Below are 19,337 nucleotides of genomic sequence, written 5' to 3'. Positions count from 1 at the left end.
TGTTGCCCGGTGGCGCTGCGCTTACCGGGCCTACGGTACCATGCTTTTGTAGGCCGGGTAAGGCGAAGCCGCCACCCGGCACAACAGGCTACCCGCGCTGACGCACCGCTTCAAACAGGCAGATACCCGTCGCAACAGAAACGTTCAGGGACGATACGCTGCCCGCCATCGGGATGCTGATCAGCTCATCGCAGTGCTCGCGGGTCAGGCGACGCATGCCTTCACCTTCTGCCCCCATCACCAGCGCCATACGGCCGGTCATTTTGCTCTGATACAGGGTGTGATCCGCTTCACCGGCTGTGCCGACGATCCAGATATTCTCTTCCTGCAACAGACGCATGGTGCGCGCCAGGTTAGTCACGCGGATCAGCGGAACGTTTTCCGCTGCGCCACAGGCCACTTTTTTAGCGGTAGCGTTAAGCTGCGCGGAACGATCTCTTGGCACAATCACCGCATGCACGCCTGCTGCATCGGCGCTACGCAGGCACGCGCCCAGGTTGTGCGGGTCGGTTACGCCATCGAGGATCAGGAAGAACGGGTTATCCAGCTCAGCGATCAGATCCGGCAGATCGTTCTCCTGATACTGACGGCCCGGCTTCACGCGCGCGATAATGCCCTGGTGTACAGCACCTTCGCTTTTCTCATCCAGATACTGGCGGTTCGCCAGCTGGATCACGACGCCCTGCGCTTCCAGCGCGTGGATCAGCGGCATCAGACGTTTGTCTTCACGCCCTTTCAGAATAAAAACTTCCTGAAAACGCTCCGGCGCGCGCTCCAGCAGGGCCTGCACCGCGTGGATGCCGTAAATCATTTCACTCATTGATGGTTCTCGTAATAAATATTTTCCCTCTCCCCGTTGGGGAGAGGGTCAGGGTGAGGGGAAATTACTCCGCCTGCTGTTTCTTCGCCGCGCGCTTCGCTTTGGTTGCGGCCGCTATTTTTTGGGTCTTGGTCGACGGTTTTTTCGCTTTACGAGCGTCTTTTTTCGCCGCCTTGGGCTTCTGCTGCTTCTCGCCACGGAAGGCGCTGTCTGGCTCAAAGTTTACTCTTTTACCTGCCTGACGTCGCTTGCCGCCCGCTTTACCGTTGCCGCCTTTTTTCGCTTTCTCACGCTCGGTTTTCCCGACGTTACGCGGAGCCCGTTCGCTGGAGATGAGGCTGAAGTCGATTTTACGGTCGTCCATATTCACGGCTTCAACCTTCACTTCCACCCGATCGCCCAGACGGTAGGTCTGACCGCCGGATTCACCGATCAGACGTTGTCCGACCTGGTCGAAGCGGTAGTAATCGTTATCAAGGCTGGAAACGTGCACCAGACCGTCGATAAACAGCTCATCCAGACGTACGAAGAAGCCAAAGCCGGTGACGCTGGCAATCACGCCTTTAAAGACGTTACCCACCTGATCCAGCATAAAGTCACACTTCAGCCAGTCCGCCACGTCGCGCGTCGCTTCATCCGCACGACGCTCGGTCATGGAACAATGCTGGCCCAGTTGCAGCATCTCGTCCATGGAGTAGTGATACCCTCCGGTTTCGGTCGTGTTGCCTTTATGACCCTGCTCGTGCGCCAGCAGATACTTGATCGCACGGTGCAGGGACAGATCCGGATAACGGCGAATCGGCGAGGTAAAGTGCGCATACGACTGTAACGCCAGACCAAAGTGGCCCCGGTTTTCCGGATCGTAAATCGCCTGCTTCATGGAACGCAGCAGCATGGTTTGCAGCATTTCCGCGTCAGGACGATCGCTGATGGATTCCAGCAGCTCGGCATAATCGCGTGGCTCAGGCTTATTGCCGCCAGGCAGCTCCAGGCCGAGTTCAGCCAGCACGGAGCGGAATGAGGTCACAGCTTCCGTGGTTGGCTTATCGTGAATACGGAACAGCGCAGGCTCTTTGGCTTTCTCAACGAAACGTGCCGCCGAGATGTTCGCCAGGATCATACACTCTTCAATCAGCTTGTGCGCATCGTTACGCTGAGTCTGCTCGATTCGCTCGATACGACGCTCAGCGTTAAAGATGAATTTCGCCTCTTCACTCTCAAACGAAATCCCACCGCGCTCTTCGCGCGCCTGATCCAGCGTTTTGTAGAGGTTGTGCAGCTCTTCGATGTGTTTGACCAGCGGCGCGTACTGTTCGCGAAGATCCTGATCGCCCTGCAACATATGCCAGACCTTGGTATAGGTCAGGCGCGCATGAGAACTCATCACCGCTTCGTAGAACTTATAGCCCGTCAGACGTCCCTTGCTGGAGATGGTCATTTCGCAGACCATACACAGGCGGTCCACCTGCGGGTTGAGGGAACACAGGCCGTTCGAGAGCACTTCTGGCAGCATCGGTACAACCTGCGACGGGAAGTAGACCGACGTACCGCGGCTGCGCGCTTCGTTATCCAGCGGCGTGTGTGGACGTACGTAATAACTCACATCCGCGATAGCCACCCACAGACGCCAGCCGCCACCGCGTTTTTTCTCACAGTACACGGCATCATCGAAGTCACGGGCGTCTTCACCATCAATGGTGACCAGCGGCAGATCGCGCAGATCCACGCGGCCTGCTTTGGACTCTTCCGGCACTTCTTCACGCAGGTTTTCGATCTGGTCTTCAACCGCTTTCGGCCAGACGTAAGGAATTTCATGGGTGCGCAGCGCCATATCAACGGCCATGCCGGTGCCCATGTTATCGCCCAGCACTTCGACGATTTTACCTACCGCTTTGGTACGGCGGGTCGGGCGCTGGGTAAGTTCAACCACTACCACAAAGCCCATGCGTGCGCCCATCACCTCTTCAGGCGGGATGAGAATGTCGAAGCTCAGACGGCTATCGTCCGGCACCACAAAGCCTACGCCCGCATCGGTAAAGTAACGGCCTACAATCTGGCTGGTTTTCGGCACCAGCACGCGGACCACGCGCGCTTCGCGGCGGCCTTTACGATCTGCACCCAGCGGCTGCGCCAGGATCTGGTCGCCGTGAATACACATCTTCATCTGTTCGGATGAGAGGTACAGGTCGTCTTTACGGCCTTCCACGCGCAGGAAGCCGAAGCCATCGCGATGACCAATAACGGTGCCTTTCAGCAGATCGAGGCGTTCTGGCAGCGCGTAGCACTGGCGACGAGTAAAGACCAGCTGGCCGTCGCGCTCCATGGCGCGCAGGCGGCGGCGAAGGGCTTCAATTTGCTCTTCACCCTCAATGTTTAATTCAACGGCAAGTTCTTCACGATTGGCGGGTTTTTCGCGTTTTGTTAAGTGTTCAATGATGAACTCGCGGCTGGGGATAGGATTCGCGTATTTTTCGGCTTCGCGTTCCTGGAAAGGATCTTGTGACATGTCGGTTCCTCCGTTGTCAGCTCCGGTGGAAATTTTCTTCATTCCACCAGCAATAATTTATAAAGCGGTTGATTCTCTTCAACCAAATCGGCCAGCGTGTAGTTATCCAGTTCCTTGAGAAAACTTTGCACGGCCTTTGAAAGCGCCTGTTTCAGGCGGCAAGCGGGCGTAATGTGGCAAAACGCACTGCTACAGTTCACCAGAGATAGCGGCTCCAGTTCACGTACCACATCGCCGATACGGATACTCTGTGCCGGTTTACCGAGACGGATCCCTCCATTCTTCCCGCGGACGGCAGCAACGTATCCGGCACGACTAAGTTGATTGATTATTTTGACCATATGATTACGGGACACACCGTACACCTCTGTGACTTCAGAGATGCTGGTCATCTTCCCATCGGGTAACGACGCCATGTAAATCAGCGCGCGTAAGCCGTAATCGGTGAAACTTGTTAACTGCACATCAACCTCAGGAAAAAGGGAAAATGCGGTCAAACCGCAGAGATATTCATTAATGATGATAAACCAGCCAGATAGTTAGCGGCTAATTTATTTGACAGACGGGGCGAAAAAGCGGAGATCCAGGAGCGGTCGCCGGATGGCGCTGCGCTTATCCGGCCTACGGGTTTCCCCGCAGGCCAGCAGTCACGAAGATTATGCGTCGAACGGGTCGCGCAGGATCATCGTTTCAGTACGATCCGGGCCGGTAGAAATAATATCGATCGGCACTTCGGTCAGTTCTTCAATACGCTTAATGTAGTCCAGCGCAGCTTTTGGCAGGCCACTACGTTCTTTCACACCGAAGGTGGTCTCAGACCAGCCCGGCATGGTTTCGTAGATTGGCTCAATGCCTTCCCAGTCGTCAGCGGCCAGCGGAGTGGTAGTCACTTCGCGACCATCTGGCAGACGGTAGCCCACGCAGATTTTCACTTCTTTCAGGCCGTCCAGTACGTCCAGCTTGGTCAGGCAGAAGCCAGACAGGGAGTTGATCTGCACAGCACGACGCACGGCAACGGCGTCCAGCCAGCCGGTACGACGACGACGACCGGTGGTTGCGCCAAACTCGTTACCCTGCTTGCAGAGGAACTCGCCGGTTTCATCAAACAGCTCGGTCGGGAATGGACCTGCACCCACGCGAGTGGAGTACGCTTTGATGATGCCCAGAACGTAATCCACATAACGTGGGCCCAGGCCGGAGCCGGTTGCCACGCCACCCGCGGTGGTGTTAGAGGACGTTACATACGGATAGGTACCGTGGTCGATGTCCAGCAGGGTACCCTGCGCACCTTCAAACATGACGAAATCGCCACGCTTGCGCGCCTGGTCCAGCAGATCGGACACATCAACAACCATGCCGGTCAGAATGTCAGCAATCGCCATGACGTCATCCAGCACTTTCTGGTAGTCAACGGCTTCGGCTTTATAGAAATTCACCAGCTGGAAGTTGTGATATTCCATCACTTCTTTCAGTTTTTCAGCGAAGGTCGCTTTGTCGAAGAGGTCGCCCACGCGCAGACCGCGACGAGCCACTTTATCTTCGTATGCCGGGCCGATGCCACGACCGGTAGTGCCGATCGCTTTCGCGCCACGCGCTTTTTCACGCGCCACGTCCAGCGCCACATGATAGTCCAGGATCAGCGGGCAGGCTTCGGAGAGCAGCAGACGCTCACGAACAGGGATACCACGGTCTTCCAGACCTTTCATCTCTTTCATCAGCGCAGCTGGAGACAGCACAACGCCGTTACCGATGATGCTGGTGACGTTTTCGCGAAGAATGCCTGATGGAATAAGATGGAGGACGGTTTTTTCACCGTTGATTACGAGAGTATGGCCTGCGTTGTGACCGCCCTGGTAGCGTACAACATATTTAGCCCGTTCAGTCAGAAGATCGACAATCTTCCCTTTACCTTCGTCACCCCATTGGGTGCCCAGTACGACGACGTTGTTACCCATTTTTTTCAAAATCACCGTTTGCTTAAAAATGGATTCTACCATCGCTTTTTCAGATATACAGCACTTTTTGACCCTAAAATATGCCGATTGCGGTTAGTTTTTGATCAGCCAATCGTTTTCCTCAACATGTAGTAGATAACGATACCGGCAACCACAAGACCACCGCCAAAACGACGCAAAATATTGTCCGGAAGTTGGCTCATTGTCGCGATCATCCGTCGCCATGCGCGTGGATAGAGCATCGGGCCGAGGCCTTCCAGCACCAAAACCAAAGCCAGTGCGAGCCAGATCGTTGAATTCATTTTTCATCCTTATAAAAGAAAACCACCGCTCCGTGAAGAGCGGTGGTTTGAATACTCAAACGAGCCTGAGTTTATCGCGTTGCGTTAGTCGGCGTCTTCATATAACGGAAGAAATCGCTGTCCGGGCTGAGTACCATCACATCCTGGTTGCTCTGGAAGCTATTCTCGTAAGCACGCAGGCTACGGATAAAGGCGTAGAAGTCGGGATCCTGGCTGAAGGCATCGGCAAACAGCTTCGCGGCTTCGGCATCGCCTTCACCACGCAGGATACGGCCCTGACGCTCAGATTCCGCCAGCGTCTTGGTCACTTCGTAGTCCGCTGCGGCACGCAGTTTCTCGGCCTCTTCCTGACCCTGTGAACGGTGACGACGGGCTACCGCTTCACGCTCGGCGCGCATACGGTTGTAGATCGCCTCGGACACCTCCGCTGGCAGGTTGATCTGCTTGATACGCACGTCAACCACTTCGATACCCAGTGCAGCCATACTGTTCGGGTTGATCACCGGTACTTTACCGTTGGTTTCAGCCTGAACGCGTTCAGCCGCTTTGGCAATCGCGTCATCCGCTGCCGGTGTTTCCACTTCGTCTTCGGTACCCGCTGTACCTGAGTTCAATGCATCACGCACTTCCAGGGTCAGACGACCACGGGAGTCGGTCACGATGTCTTTTACATCCAGACGACCAATTTCAGAACGCAGACGGTCAGAGAACTTACGTTTCAGCAGCACTTCTGCCTGAGAAACGTCACCACCGCCGGTTGCCAGGAAGTAGCGGCTGAAGTCGCTGATACGCCATTTGATGTAGGAATCAACGATCAGGTCTTTCTTCTCTTTAGTCACGAAACGGTCGGCCTGGTTATCCATGGTCTGGATACGTGCGTCGAGCGTTTTGACTGACTGAATGAAAGGCACCTTGAAGTGCAGACCCGGCTCGTAGATCACCGGACGCTTGTCGCCGTCACGCACGACGCTGCTAAACTGGAACTTGATCCCACGTTCGCCCTCTTTCACCACAAAGATGGAGGTGTAGAGCACGACCAGTGCGATGATGATGATCGCAATAACTGACTTACGCATCCTTATTCCCCCTGACGCTGGTAGTCGTTACGCTGCGCGTTAGCACGGCGTTGGTCCATAATGTCACCATCGTTCGAAGAAGGCGTTGTGTTCGCGCTGGAGCTACCAGACGAGGCTGGCGGCAGACGCAGCAGGTTGTTGGCTCCGCTGTTGTCTTTTGCTGCCGGTGCAGAACCGCCTTTAAGCATCTGATCCAGCGGCAGGACCATCAGGTTTCCGCCTTTGTTGTCGTTAACCAGCACTTTACGCGTATGGCTCAGCACTTTTTCCATGGTCTCGATATAGAGACGCTCACGGGTAATTTCCGGCGCGGCTTTATATTCCGGCAGGATCTTCGCGAAGCGAGCCACTTCACCCTGTGCTTCCAGGATGGTCTGGGTCTTATACGCGCGCGCTTCTTCCAGAATACGCTGCGCCTGACCGTTTGCACGCGGCTGAACTTCGTTGGTGTACGCTTCCGCTTCACGGATGTACTGCTGTTCGTTTTCACGCGCGGCAATCGCATCGTCAAACGCCGCTTTCACCTCTTCCGGCGGACGTGCAGCCTGGAAGTTGACGTCCAGCAGGGTGATACCCATGTTGTACGGACGGATGGTCTCTTCCAGCTCGCGCTGGGTATCGCTACGAATAACGGTACGACCTTCGGTCAGGATACGGTCCATGGTGTATTTACCGATCACGCCACGCAGGGCGCTGTCGGTCGCCTGACGCAGGCTGTCATCCGCGCTGGTCACGCTAAACAGATAACGCTCAGGATCGGTCACGCGGTACTGGACGTTCATCTCAACGCGCACCACGTTTTCGTCAGAGGTCAACATCACGCCAGACGCCGCCAGTTCACGGACGGACTCCACGTTCACTGCGGTCACGTTATCAATGAAGGTCGGTTTCCAGTTCAGGCCCGGCTCAACCAGATGGCTGAACTTACCGAAACGGGTTACCACGCCGCGCTCTGCTTCTTTAATGGTGTAGAACCCGCTGGCTGCCCAGATGATGACTACCGCCGCGGCCACAATGCTTACTACGCGGCCACCCATAGGCGGGCGCGGACTCTGAGTGGAGTTGCCACCCGAGCCAGAACCTTTTCCTCCGCCAAGGCCACCAAGCTTTTTGCTCAGTTTGCGGAAGATATCATCCAGATCCGGCGGCCCCTGCTCGCGACCACCTTTGTTGCCATTTCCCCCAGAGTTGCCGCCTTGATTATTGCTGCTTCCCCACGGGTCGCGGTCTTGTCCGTTATTACCGGGCTGATTCCACGCCATGTATATGCTCCATATTTGTTATGCAAGGGCGAATTTTTCAGGCTTCCCCTTTCTGATCAGACGATATAGTCCGCCAGCGCAGGTTCTTGTTTACAGAGGCGACGCCAGTCAACGATCGGCATACGCACCTGCATCCCCACGCTGCCGTCATCCTCCATCCACTCTTTTTCTATCGCCTGAAGCTGATAAAACCGGCTACGCAGCCTGCCTTCCTGTGGTGGCAGTCGCAGCGTGTGCTGAGCTACCTCACCGGAAAGACGTTCTGTCAAAGCCTGGAAAAGCAGTGGCACACCAATCCCGGCCTGAGCAGATAGCCAGACCCGAATTGGTTTGTTCTCTTCATCTCGGTCGATACGCGGTTCGAAATCGTCCAGCATATCGATCTTGTTCATCACCAACAGGGTGGGAATTTCGTGGGCGTCAATCTCTTCGAGCACCACATTCACCGCGTCGATGTTCTCCTGCACGCGTACGTCAGCCGCATCAATCACGTGCAGCAGCAGGGTCGCCTGACGCGTCTCCTGCAACGTCGCTTTAAACGCCGCCACCAGATCGTGCGGCAGATGGCGGATAAACCCTACGGTATCCGCCAGTACCGTTTCACCGACGTCTGCGACGTCAATACGGCGCAGCGTAGGGTCCAGGGTCGCAAACAGCTGGTCTGCGGCATACACCTGGGCCTCGGTTATCTGGTTAAACAGGGTGGATTTACCGGCGTTGGTATAGCCCACCAGCGACACCGTTGGGATGTCGGCTTTGGTTCGCGCCCGACGCCCCTGTTCGCGCTGTTTCTCGACACGCTCCAGACGAGAAAGGATCTGGGTTATACGGCCACGCAGCAAACGACGGTCGGTTTCGAGCTGGGTTTCACCCGGGCCACGTAAACCAATCCCGCCTTTTTGTCTTTCAAGGTGTGTCCAGCCACGCACCAGACGCGTCGCCAGATGGCGCAACTGCGCCAGCTCAACCTGCAACTTACCCTCGTGGGTACGCGCACGCTGAGCAAAAATATCTAAGATCAACCCCGTGCGATCGATAACACGACATTCGCAGAGAGCTTCCAGGTTACGTTCCTGAGCCGGAGACAGCGCATGATCAAACAGCACGACTGATGCGCCGGTTGCTTTTACGGCATCCGCAATTTCAACTGCTTTACCTTCACCAACAAAGTACTTCGGGTGCGGCGCTTTACGGCTACCGGTAATCACCTGCATTGCTTCGACACCGGCGGAAGAGACCAGAGATTCAAACTCCTGGAGGTCTTCCATATCTTTGTCTTGCGAAAAATAGATGTGTACCAGCACCGCCTGCTCACCGGCGTCATATCGGTCAAACAAGCGTAAACCTCTCTAAAAAGATCAGCGGGGAACGCAGGATCCCTGGCTCCCCGTGTGGAAAACAGCCCAAAACCTTATTCGGTTTCTTCGCTGTCCTGCGCAGGAGCAGATGAACCCTGCGCGTTGCTGCCATGATGGTAGTTACTGCCAGTGCCGCCGCCAGCGTTATTGCTGTGATGAGATACCGGACGGGACGGAACAACAGTAGAAATCGCGTGCTTATAGACCATCTGGCTGACCGTGTTTTTCAACAGGATCACGAACTGATCGAAAGACTCAATCTGACCTTGCAGCTTAATACCATTCACCAAATAAATAGAAACTGGAACACGCTCCCGACGCAATGCGTTCAGGAACGGATCTTGTAAAGATTGCCCCTTAGCCATTCTATCTTTTCCTTATATGCTTGTTTTGTACTTAGAACCTTGCGATTCTGAAAAATTGCGCACGATACGGCTTAATTGTACACATTCAGTCAGCGATATCACCAATAACCTCAATCACTTCGTTTAACGCCTGTTGTGGTTTTTCACTGTCTAACCAGTGAACCCCCTCCCAACCGCGCAACCAGGTGATCTGGCGCTTCGCTAACTGTCTCGTGGCGCAAACACCTCGATAAACCATTTCATCGTATGAAATCTCGCCTTCAAGATACGACCACATCTGGCGGTATCCCACACAACGAATGGAAGGCATGTCCGTATGCAAATCTCCACGGGCAAAAAGCGCCCGCACTTCTGCTTCAAAATCTGAAGCCAACATCTGATGAAAACGCTGCTCAATTCGTTGATGGAGCAGTTCACGGCTCGCCGGGGCGATGGCGAACTGATGCACCTGATACGGCAGAGCGTCTCCTGACGTTTGCGTCAGTTCCGTTAAAGTTTTACCCGAAATGAAAAAAACTTCCAGTGCCCGGGAAAGCCTTTGCGGATCGTTTGGGTGGATCCGCGCTGCGGCAACCGGGTCAATCTCTTCCAGTTGCCTGTGCAAAACGTCCCACCCCTGCTCTGCCGCCTGCCGCTCAATCTTCGCTCTCACTTCCGGATCGGCCGATGGCAGAGGCGATAACCCCTCCAGCAGCGCCTTAAAGTAGAGCATCGTGCCGCCAACTAACAGCGGTATGCGTCCCGCGGCGGTAATCTCGGCCATCTCGGCTAAGGCGTCGCGGCGAAAATCTGCTGCGGAGTAAGCCTGTGCCGGGTCGAGAATATCCAGTAAACGGTGCGGTGCCGCACGCAGTTCGTCTGCGTTGGGCTTCGCCGTGCCGATGTCCATTCCTCGGTAAATGAGGGCTGAATCAACGCTAATCAACTCTACTGGCAAAACTTTACGTAACTCAATGGCTAACGCCGTTTTACCGGAGGCCGTTGGCCCCATTAAAAAAATCGCCTTTGGCAGGCTCGCCTTACTTACATCAGTCATGTTTCAGGGCGGTCATCGCCGTTTTTAAATCAACAGGTTGTAACAAACCACCTGGCGGCGCTTTCACCAGCTGTGGACAGAGGCGTTCCACCTCTGCCAGAACGGTAATCGCCTGCGCCATACTCCACGGCGAATGTTCGCTGGCCAGATGGCGGGCGATCCACTGCGCGGTATCGGCGGCATCAAACGTCGTTTGCTGCGCCAGGTAGCCTATCAGTTCAGGAATCAAGTTTTGTAAATTTTGTTGGCGTAAGGGTAAAGGCACTGCGCGAATTGTCACATGCTGCGCGTCCAGTACGATTTCAATCCCCATTTCGGCAAGAAGCGCCTGGGCACGCTGCAAAACCCCTGTTTCTTCATGGTTTATTTTTAACCGAACCGGGATCAGTAACGGCTGAGCACAGGCGGCGTTTTCCCCTGGCGTCAGTTGCGCCTGTTTAAGCCAGCGTTCCGCTACCGGCAACGCCAGCAGCATCAATTTCCCCTCACGTTCAAGCAGTGCCATGTCCGGGGCGACAATCGTCAATACCCGGCCAAAACTCTGGCTATGTCCGTCAAGGGAAGACGGCGATACCTCAATATGTTCTTTCCGTTCCACGGCTGGGGTGTCCAGCAATTTACGGTATAACGCACCTTGCTGCTTTTGATACCCCGGCTGGGCATTTGGGTAGTTGGCGCCCGTCGGGCGCGGTGCGCTTCCCGCTGACGAAAAACGCGGAGCCACTGGTTCGCGCGCGACTGCGGGTTCAGCGAAATGGTTACGTCCGGCCGCCACGCGATTTTCTGGCAGCGATCGCGGTGCAGGAACGTCGTTTTCCAGCGGCAGCGTTGGCTCAGCCTGCTTCTGCAAAACGCTAACGACGCCCTGATAGATAAAATCATGCACCAGACGCGACTGGTGGAAACGCACCTCGTGCTTGGCGGGGTGCACGTTAACGTCAACCTGATGCGGGTCGATCTCCAGATAAAGCACAAAGGCGGGCTGTTGATCGGTGCCGAGCTTATCTTCACAGGCCTGGCGAATGGCGTGGTTAATCAGACGGTCGCGCATCATGCGACCGTTGACGTAGCAGTACTGAATCTCAGCAAACGCGGCGCTACTGGCGTTCGGATCGGCAACCCAGCCGCGCAGGGCCAAATCGCCATGCTGCCACTCCATGGCCAGCGCTTTTTCCAGGAACGGCGTGCCGCAGATGGCGCCCAGCCGACGCTCCTTTTGCCCGCCTTCCGCCACTGCCCGGTACTGACGCATCACCTTACCGTTATGACTGAGGTTAAGAGTGACATCAAAGCGTGCCAGCGCGATGCGGCGGATGATCTCGTCGATATGTCCGAATTCGGTCTTCTCGGTTCGCATAAACTTGCGCCGGGCGGGCGTGTTATAGAAAAGATCCAGCACTTCAAGCGTGGTGCCTACCGGGTGCGCCGCTGGTTTAACCGTGACGTCCATATCGCGCCCTTCGGCGTAGGCCTGCCAGGCTTCCTGCTGGTCGGCCGTGCGGGAGGTCAACGTTAAGCGGGAAACGGAGCTGATACTGGCCAGCGCTTCGCCGCGAAAACCCAGGCTGATAATCGCTTCCAGATCGTCAAGTGACGCAATTTTACTGGTGGCATGACGCGCCAGCGCCAGCGCCAGCTCGTCCTTTTTGATGCCACAGCCGTTATCACGAATGCGGATAAGCTTTGCGCCCCCGCGTTCAATATCGATATCAATGCGGGTCGCCCCTGCATCGAGGCTGTTTTCCACCAGCTCTTTTACCACCGATGCAGGGCGTTCCACCACCTCACCGGCGGCGATTTGGTTCGCGAGCTGCGGCGGTAGAACCTGAATCGGCATGAACTCTCCTTAATTAGTCGCGGTCATCTCACCCGGCAGCGCGGCGCTTGCCGTCTGGGCTGCCCCGCCCTGCGGCGCAGACTGAAGCGGATGCGCGTCAAAGTATTTACGCAGACCGTTATAAATCGCTTCAGCAATTTGCTGCTGATAGCTGTCGCTTCCCAGTAAACGCTCTTCACCGTGATTACTGATAAAACCCGTCTCTACCAGAATCGACGGAATATCCGGTGAACGCAGGACACCGAGGCTCGCATGTTCCGGACGACGCTTATGCAGCGATCCGACGCTTTGCAGCTGGTTGAGTACGTTAGTGGCGACATCATACCCGACGCGCTGAGAATGACCGAACTGTAAATCCAGCACCGCCTGGCTGAGATACGGATCGGCCTGGCTGTTTGCCAGCACATCGCCTGCCCCGCCTAACAGTTCAGACTGCTTCTCGTGCTCTTCAAGCCAGTTCGCCATTTCACTGTTGGCACGACGGTTCGACAGTACCCATACCGACGCGCCGGTGGCGTTACGGTTCGGCGCAGCATCCGCGTGAATCGACACCAGGAAGTTGGCGTTTTGCTTACGCGCCACATCCGAGCGTCCCATCACTGAAATAAAATAATCTCCGTCGCGGGTCATGACCCCTTTGAACATCGGATCGTCATTCAGAAGCGCACGCAGCTTACGGGCAATGGCGATAGTGACGTTTTTCTCCCGCGTGCCGCCCGGGCCAATCGCGCCAGGATCTTGCCCGCCGTGTCCGGCGTCGATGGCGATAATCACTTTGTCGCCACTGACCGGCGTTCGCCGCGCGCTGACCGCCGGACGCGTCACCGTGTTGCTGCTGGTCACGGCGGTAAGTCGGTCATTTTGTGATTTAAACGGATTACGGGCTGGCTCAGACGGCCTTGGGGTATAAACCGGCGCTTCTACGCGTTTTGCTACCACAGGTGCAGGCGGTGGCGGCGGCGGAACATCAGCATTAATGGTAAAGACCACCGTATAACTGGCGCCGTTTTGCTGCTTAACCGCCTTCGTTTTGCCCTTTTCGGTGAGATCGACCACCAGACGCAGAGACTGCGCATCCTTCGGCGTCCCCGAACGGATGCTTTTCACCAGATTGTTGCCGCTGAACTGGAGCGGCAGCCCCTGGATCACCCCGGACTGTTTAATATCGAGCGCCACGCTGCGGCTGTCGATTTGTGAGAAAGCATATTCAGGATCGCCCATAAAGCTGAAGGTAATGCGGGCCTGGCTATCGCCATTCGACACCTGAATATCCGAGAGGCTGGCCGCACCGGCCTGCGCGCACAGCAGAACCGTGGCTGCCAAAATCCAACCTTTAACGCGATTAATCATCCCGTTATCCCTACGCTCAACCGGCTAAACGCGCCAGTAAGGAACAGCCTGATGAGGAAACCGCACTGATGCGCGCCTCACGCCCTTGTGCCTGATAATCCAAGTGAATTTCGACATCCGGGTCAGGCAGCACACCCGCACCTTGTTGCGGCCACTCCACCAGGCAAATGGCGTCGTTGGCAAAGTAATCGCGAATCCCCATAAATTCCAGCTCCTCAGGATCCGCAAGACGATATAAATCAAAGTGGTACACCATGATATTTTCAAGCGTGTACGGTTCTACTAGCGTATAAGTCGGGCTTTTTACGTTCCCGTTATGGCCTAACGCCTGCAAAAAACCACGGCTGAAGGTTGTTTTACCCGCGCCTAAATCACCATACAGATAAATGACGGTCGCCCCCTGACAGGCCTGCGCCACGCGCTTGCCGAGATCTAAAGTGGCTTGTTCATCAGGTAAAGGAATCGCTCGATTAGTCATTTTCTACGTCAATCACATCCGGGTTAACAACACGCCGCAGCGTGCAAAAAAGATCGGTGGCCAGCATACCGCGCGTTCCGTAACGAGCAGCCAGCCTGTCAGCCGCCGCACCGTGGGCCACGCAGCCAGCACAGGCTGCATCATAAAGGGGAAGTTTCTGTCCGAGCAATGCGCCAATGATGCCAGAGAGCACATCACCCATGCCGCCGCTCGCCATGCCTGCATTACCGGCATCAACGATGCCCATCGCATCATCGCTGGCAATAACGGTCCCCGCCCCTTTCAAAACGACAACACCTCCGTAACGTTTTACCAGACGTTGGGCTGAAAGTAAGCGATCGCTTTCAATTTCTGCCACGCTACAGTTAAGCAGCCGTGCGGCTTCGCCGGGGTGTGGCGTCAGAATGCGATTGTGACGCGTATCCGGGTTTATTGCCAGAAGGTTAAGCGCGTCGGCATCCCAGAGCATCGGCTTACGAAAATTCTCGGCCTTTTGCAGGGCCCGTTTACCCCACTCCTGCTGACCCAGGCCCGGACCAATGACTACCACGTCCGCCCACTCAAGACCCTCTTCAATCGCCTGTGGGGCAAGCTCGTGGACCATCAGCTCCGGCCGCGCGGTAATAATCGGCGGAATGTTTTCGCTGCGGGTCAGCACGCGTACTAATCCGGCACCGCTGCGCAACGCGGCCTCTCCTGTCATGCGAATCGCACCTGCCGTGCCATGATCGCCACCGATAATCAGCAGCCGGCCATGATCACCCTTATGGGATGTGGGGCGGCGCGGAGGCAGCCACTGAGCAAGCAGGGAGGCATCAAAGCGGGTGATGTGGGTATCCTGTCCAGCCAGCCAGTTTTCCAGCCCCAGTGCGTTGTGATGTAACGTCCCCACGACATCCCGCGCTTTACCGGTAAGCAAACCCGGCTTCAGGGCGATAAAGGTCACGGTGTGCGCAGCCTCAATCGACACGCCCGGCGTCGCGCCGGTTTGCGCCATCAGGCCGGAGGGAATATCCAGCGCCACCACCGGGGCGGGGTGCGCATTAGCGTGGGTAATCAGCGCGGCGACGTCATCGCGAGGCGCGCGCATCAGCCCCGTCCCCAGCAGACCATCAACAATCACGTCGACATCCTCGGGCCAGACGATATCAGGCGCATGAATAATGCCCCCCGCATTCAGCCAGGCCTCTCTCGCCATGCCAGCCTCTTCCGGTAGCGGCTTGTCGCTCTCCAGCGCCAGCAGGGTAACGCGCAGCCCCGCCGCCACCGCAAGACGAGCCACCACATAGCCATCGCCACCGTTATTGCCGTGCCCGCACAGAATCAGGTAGTGCGAGGCATCCGGATAAGCCGTGCGCGCTACGTTAAACGCCGCCTCGCCCGCGCGCTGCATCAGTTCATAAAGGGTAACGCCCAGGCTATCTGCGGCCTCTTTTTCGGCCCGACGGAGGTCATCCGCATGCCAGATGGAATGTGGTATACTTGCGGGGTTTTTCTTCACAGTATGGTCCGTCATGTCACAGCCCCTCGATCTCAATGAATTAGCGCAAAAAATAAAACAGTGGGGTGCTGAACTGGGCTTCCAGAAGGTCGGTATTACCGATACCGACCTCTCTGCCAGCGAGCCTAAGCTACAGGCATGGCTGGATAAACAATACCACGGCGAGATGGAGTGGATGGCGCGTCACGGTATGATGCGTGCCCGCCCCCACGAGCTGTTGCCGGGTACGCTGCGCGTCATTAGCGTACGCATGAACTATCTGCCCGCTAACGCGGCCTTTGCGCGCACGCTAAAAAATCCTTCGCTGGGTTACGTCAGCCGATACGCGCTGGGACGTGATTACCATAAACTTCTGCGCAACCGTCTAAAAAAGCTCGGGGAAACCATTCAGCAGCACTGTGTTTCGCTGAATTTTAGACCCTTTGTCGATTCTGCGCCTATTCTTGAGCGCCCTATCGCCGAAAAAGCCGGGCTTGGCTGGACAGGTAAGCACTCACTTATCTTAAGCCGCGACGCGGGCTCATTCTTTTTCCTGGGTGAACTGTTGATTGATTTACCCCTGCCGGTAGACGGTCCGGTGGAAGAAGGGTGTGGCCGCTGCGTGGCCTGTATGACCATCTGCCCAACGGGCGCTATCGTTGAACCCTATACCGTTGATGCGCGCCGCTGTATCTCTTATCTCACCATCGAGCTGGAAGGTGCTATTCCAGAGGAATTTCGTCCGCTTATTGGCAACCGCATCTACGGCTGTGATGACTGCCAGCTGATTTGTCCGTGGAACCGTTATTCACAGTTGACGGACGAAGAAGACTTCAGTCCCCGCAAGGCGTTACATGCCCCGCAGCTGATCGAACTTTTCGCCTGGAGCGAAGCCTGGTTCCTGAAGGTGACGGAAGGTTCCGCCATACGTCGTATCGGCCACCTGCGCTGGCTGCGTAATGTGGCCGTTGCGCTGGGTAATGCCCCATGGGATGAAGCCAATCTTCAGGCGCTCGAAAGCCGCAGAGGTGAGCACCCACTTCTTGATGAGCACATAGAATGGGCGATTGCGCAGCAAATTGAGAAGCGAAATGCCGGCGTGGTTGAAGTGCAGTTACCGAAGAAACAGCGCCTGGTCAGGGTGATTGAAAAAGGGCTGCCACGGGATGTGTGATATATTCACAGGCTGTGAATAAAAATAAGAATTCAGGCGCAATAAGGTTTAGCAAACAGGTCAAGTGATCTCAATAACATTTTGAAATCAAATTTTCTTCATAGATTACAGTTAATTACGAAGATATTATTCACCCTGCTAACATTTTGCACAACTGGGATTTATTACAGTTTCTGTGGATAACTCTGTTTACAAGAGTATTTCAGACATAATAGAAAACGTCCCCAACGAAGCATTTCGCTGTGGATAATTTAGGAAAGAAGAAGAATTTGGAGCGGGAAACGAGACTCGAACTCGCGACCCCGACCTTGGCAAGGTCGTGCTCTACCAACTGAGCTATTCCCGCAAATCTGTACTGCTTTTGTTGCTGTCGTAACGTGTAATTCTCTGTCGTTACGGGAGGCGCATTATACGAGAAATCCGTTTAGCTGCAACCCCCCTCAAAGCGATTTTTTTGAAATTCAGTTCAAGTGCTTATTTAATCGGCAAGCTGAACAATTTAGCGACAAAAACCCGGCCACGCAAGGCGCCGGATCGCAAAATTAAAGCTTAATAAAGTTTTCGCGATAGTACGCCAGCTCCGCAACAGACTCACGGATGTCGTCCATTGCCTGGTGCGTCCCCTGCTTTGTGAAGCCGTCGAGAATTTCCGGTTTCCAGCGGCGGGCCAGCTCTTTTAAGGTGCTCACATCCAGATAGCGGTAGTGGAAGTAGGACTCCAGCTCCGGCATGTACTTAAACAGGAAGCGACGATCCTGACCAATGCTGTTGCCACAGATAGGCGATTTTCCTGCCGGCACCCACTGCTTCAGAAACTCAAGCGTCGCCAGCTCCGCTTCGCGGTCGCCCAGAGTGCTGGCCTTCACGCGTTCCACCAGCCCGCTGCCAGTATGGGTACGCACGTTCCACTCATCCATCAGCGCAAGCTGGTCATCGGACTGGTGCACGGCAATCGTTGGGCCTTCCGCCAGAATATTGAGGTTAGCATCGGTGACCAGTGTGGCGATCTCAATAATGCGATCGCGCTCGGGATCCAGGCCGGTCATCTCCAGATCGATCCAAATCAGGTTGTTTTCGTCCGCGCTCATGTTATTTTCCACCCTTCTCGCTTAACCGGCAGTAGCAGGTTAACTAGTATTAATTAGAGTGTATCATAGAGGTTTTGCCCGCTATGGGCGACCAGGAGCCAGCGCGATTGAGTAAAAATAAACTCTCCAAAGGGCAGCAGCGCCGCGTGAATGCAAATCACCAGCGCCGTCTTAAAACCACTACGGAGAAGCCCGATTACGACGACAACCTGTTTGGCGAAGCGACGGAAGGCGTGGTGATTAGCCGCTTCGGTATGCATGCCGATGTCGAGTCTGCCGACGGGGACATCCACCGTTGCAATATCCGTCGCACCATCCGTTCCCTGGTGACCGGTGACCGCGTGGTCTGGCGTCCAGGCAAAGCGGCTGCGGAAGGGGTAACGGTTAAAGGTATCGTTGAAGCCGTGCATGAACGCACGTCGGTTCTGACCCGTCCTGATTTCTACGACGGCGTAAAGCCCATTGCCGCCAATATCAACCAGATCGTGATCGTTTCAGCGATTTTACCCGAACTTTCGCTCAACATTATTGACCGTTACCTGGTGGCCTGCGAAACGCTACAGGTTGAGCCGCTCATCGTGCTGAATAAAATCGATCTGCTGGATGACGAGGCCATGGCCTTTGTGAATGAGCAGATGGATATCTATCGCAATATTGGTTATCGCGTTTTGATGGTTTCCAGCCGCACCAAAGATGGCCTGAAGCCGTTAGAAGATGCGCTGACCGACCGCATCAGTATCTTTGCAGGGCAGTCTGGCGTGGGTAAATCGAGCCTGCTTAACAACCTGCTCGGCCTTCAGCAAGAAATCCTGACCAACGATGTGTCGGACGTCTCCGGGCTGGGCCAGCACACCACCACCGCCTCACGTCTCTATCACTTCCCGCACGGCGGCGATGTGATTGACTCCCCGGGTGTGCGTGAATTTGGTCTCTGGCATCTTGAGCCGGAACAAATCTTTAACGGATTTGTCGAATTCCATGACTATATAGGCGCTTGCAAATACCGCGACTGTAAACATGACAACGATCCGGGCTGCGCCATCCGCGAAGCGGTGGAGAACGGTGAAATAGCGGAAACCCGTTTCGAAAATTACCATCGTATTCTCGAAAGCATGGACCAGGTAAAAACGCGTAAAAACTTTTCTGATTCTGATAACTGACAACTAAGCTAAGCGTCGCTAAAATCGTCCCCTTTTTTCAGGTTCCGGCAGCGTACTGCCGGATCAGGAACGACAAAACAATGGCCTGGA

General features: G+C 55.4%; 17 protein-coding genes and 1 tRNA gene. 2 read left to right on the top strand and 16 right to left on the bottom strand.

What is annotated here, in order from left to right:
- Nucleotides 1–88: 88 nt before the first annotated feature.
- The 14 genes from rlmB to nnr form a co-directional block, all read right to left on the bottom strand.
- A complete protein-coding gene (gene rlmB / locus L350_RS10340; protein WP_003856001.1) occupies nt 89–820 on the bottom strand; it encodes a 23S rRNA (guanosine(2251)-2'-O)-methyltransferase RlmB in 732 nt (243 codons plus the stop codon).
- Between the two features lie 64 nt (nt 821–884).
- Entirely contained in the window at nt 885–3,326 is a 2,442-nt protein-coding gene (rnr, locus tag L350_RS10345; protein ID WP_032625192.1) for a ribonuclease R, read from the bottom strand.
- A gap of 38 nt (nt 3,327–3,364) precedes the next feature.
- On the bottom strand, nt 3,365–3,790 hold the full coding sequence (gene nsrR / locus L350_RS10350) for a nitric oxide-sensing transcriptional repressor NsrR (protein ID WP_003855998.1): 426 nt from the start codon (nt 3,788–3,790) through the stop codon (nt 3,365–3,367).
- 192 nt (nt 3,791–3,982) lie between these two features.
- A complete protein-coding gene (locus tag L350_RS10355) occupies nt 3,983–5,281 on the bottom strand; it encodes an adenylosuccinate synthase (RefSeq protein WP_032621775.1) in 1,299 nt (432 codons plus the stop codon).
- 104 nt (nt 5,282–5,385) lie between these two features.
- A complete protein-coding gene (locus tag L350_RS10360; RefSeq protein ID WP_003855996.1) occupies nt 5,386–5,583 on the bottom strand; it encodes a DUF2065 domain-containing protein in 198 nt (65 codons plus the stop codon).
- A gap of 71 nt (nt 5,584–5,654) precedes the next feature.
- A complete protein-coding gene (hflC, locus tag L350_RS10365; RefSeq protein WP_022646821.1) occupies nt 5,655–6,659 on the bottom strand; it encodes a protease modulator HflC in 1,005 nt (334 codons plus the stop codon).
- Nucleotides 6,660–6,661: 2 nt separating this feature from the next.
- Nucleotides 6,662–7,921, bottom strand: a complete 1,260-nt coding sequence (gene hflK, locus L350_RS10370) for an FtsH protease activity modulator HflK (protein WP_022646820.1) — start codon at nt 7,919–7,921, stop codon at nt 6,662–6,664.
- 56 nt (nt 7,922–7,977) lie between these two features.
- A complete protein-coding gene (gene hflX / locus L350_RS10375; RefSeq protein WP_003855991.1) occupies nt 7,978–9,258 on the bottom strand; it encodes a ribosome rescue GTPase HflX in 1,281 nt (426 codons plus the stop codon).
- Nucleotides 9,259–9,332: 74 nt separating this feature from the next.
- Entirely contained in the window at nt 9,333–9,644 is a 312-nt protein-coding gene (hfq, locus tag L350_RS10380) for an RNA chaperone Hfq (protein ID WP_006810391.1), read from the bottom strand.
- 85 nt (nt 9,645–9,729) lie between these two features.
- On the bottom strand, nt 9,730–10,680 hold the full coding sequence (gene miaA / locus L350_RS10385) for a tRNA (adenosine(37)-N6)-dimethylallyltransferase MiaA (RefSeq protein ID WP_023299133.1): 951 nt from the start codon (nt 10,678–10,680) through the stop codon (nt 9,730–9,732).
- Nucleotides 10,673–12,517 (bottom strand): DNA mismatch repair endonuclease MutL, encoded by a 1,845-nt coding sequence (gene mutL, locus L350_RS10390; protein WP_032625190.1) that lies wholly within the window; start codon nt 12,515–12,517, stop codon nt 10,673–10,675. Before mutL ends, miaA begins: the two co-directional genes overlap by 8 nt.
- Before the next feature lie 9 nt (nt 12,518–12,526).
- The gene (gene amiB, locus L350_RS10395) at nt 12,527–13,867 is read right to left on the bottom strand and encodes an N-acetylmuramoyl-L-alanine amidase AmiB (RefSeq protein WP_022646817.1); all 1,341 of its coding nucleotides are present in this window, start codon (nt 13,865–13,867) and stop codon (nt 12,527–12,529) included.
- Nucleotides 13,868–13,883: 16 nt separating this feature from the next.
- A complete protein-coding gene (gene tsaE / locus L350_RS10400; protein ID WP_003855970.1) occupies nt 13,884–14,345 on the bottom strand; it encodes a tRNA (adenosine(37)-N6)-threonylcarbamoyltransferase complex ATPase subunit type 1 TsaE in 462 nt (153 codons plus the stop codon).
- On the bottom strand, nt 14,338–15,861 hold the full coding sequence (gene nnr / locus L350_RS10405) for a bifunctional ADP-dependent NAD(P)H-hydrate dehydratase/NAD(P)H-hydrate epimerase (RefSeq protein WP_032625188.1): 1,524 nt from the start codon (nt 15,859–15,861) through the stop codon (nt 14,338–14,340). The genes tsaE and nnr overlap by 8 nt, the downstream gene beginning before the upstream one ends.
- Between nnr and queG the strand changes: the two genes are divergently transcribed.
- A complete protein-coding gene (gene queG, locus L350_RS10410) occupies nt 15,860–16,999 on the top strand; it encodes a tRNA epoxyqueuosine(34) reductase QueG (RefSeq protein ID WP_015572463.1) in 1,140 nt (379 codons plus the stop codon). The genes nnr and queG overlap by 2 nt on opposite strands.
- Nucleotides 17,000–17,269: 270 nt before the next feature.
- Here queG and L350_RS10415 read toward each other — a convergent pair.
- Together L350_RS10415 and orn are read right to left on the bottom strand one after the other, a co-directional pair.
- Nucleotides 17,270–17,345, bottom strand: a tRNA-Gly gene (locus L350_RS10415).
- A 196-nt stretch (nt 17,346–17,541) separates the two neighbouring features.
- Entirely contained in the window at nt 17,542–18,087 is a 546-nt protein-coding gene (gene orn / locus L350_RS10420; protein WP_003855965.1) for an oligoribonuclease, read from the bottom strand.
- 107 nt (nt 18,088–18,194) lie between these two features.
- Between orn and rsgA the strand changes: the two genes are divergently transcribed.
- Nucleotides 18,195–19,247, top strand: a complete 1,053-nt coding sequence (gene rsgA / locus L350_RS10425; protein WP_072202591.1) for a small ribosomal subunit biogenesis GTPase RsgA — start codon at nt 18,195–18,197, stop codon at nt 19,245–19,247.
- The last annotated feature ends 90 nt before the right edge of the window (nt 19,248–19,337 follow it).

Source organism: Enterobacter sp. MGH 4, from assembly GCF_000534735.1.
Lineage (GTDB): Bacteria > Pseudomonadota > Gammaproteobacteria > Enterobacterales > Enterobacteriaceae > Enterobacter > Enterobacter intestinihominis.
Note: the sequence above shows the minus strand (reverse complement) of the source record. Positions and strands in the feature narration are given on the sequence as shown.

Coding starts and splice junctions, on each gene's coding strand:
- rlmB (WP_003856001.1), bottom strand. CDS start 820: ATGAGTGAAATGATTTACGGCATCCACGCGGTGCAGGCCCTGCTGGAG.
- rnr (WP_032625192.1), bottom strand. CDS start 3,326: ATGTCACAAGATCCTTTCCAGGAACGCGAAGCCGAAAAATACGCGAAT.
- L350_RS10355 (WP_032621775.1), bottom strand. CDS start 5,281: ATGGGTAACAACGTCGTCGTACTGGGCACCCAATGGGGTGACGAAGGT.
- L350_RS10360 (WP_003855996.1), bottom strand. CDS start 5,583: ATGAATTCAACGATCTGGCTCGCACTGGCTTTGGTTTTGGTGCTGGAA.
- hflC (WP_022646821.1), bottom strand. CDS start 6,659: ATGCGTAAGTCAGTTATTGCGATCATCATCATCGCACTGGTCGTGCTC.
- hflK (WP_022646820.1), bottom strand. CDS start 7,921: ATGGCGTGGAATCAGCCCGGTAATAACGGACAAGACCGCGACCCGTGG.
- hfq (WP_006810391.1), bottom strand. CDS start 9,644: ATGGCTAAGGGGCAATCTTTACAAGATCCGTTCCTGAACGCATTGCGT.
- miaA (WP_023299133.1), bottom strand. CDS start 10,680: ATGACTGATGTAAGTAAGGCGAGCCTGCCAAAGGCGATTTTTTTAATG.
- mutL (WP_032625190.1), bottom strand. CDS start 12,517: ATGCCGATTCAGGTTCTACCGCCGCAGCTCGCGAACCAAATCGCCGCC.
- amiB (WP_022646817.1), bottom strand. CDS start 13,867: ATGATTAATCGCGTTAAAGGTTGGATTTTGGCAGCCACGGTTCTGCTG.
- tsaE (WP_003855970.1), bottom strand. CDS start 14,345: ATGACTAATCGAGCGATTCCTTTACCTGATGAACAAGCCACTTTAGAT.
- queG (WP_015572463.1), top strand. CDS start 15,860: ATGTCACAGCCCCTCGATCTCAATGAATTAGCGCAAAAAATAAAACAG.
- nnr (WP_032625188.1), bottom strand. CDS start 15,861: ATGACGGACCATACTGTGAAGAAAAACCCCGCAAGTATACCACATTCC.
- orn (WP_003855965.1), bottom strand. CDS start 18,087: ATGAGCGCGGACGAAAACAACCTGATTTGGATCGATCTGGAGATGACC.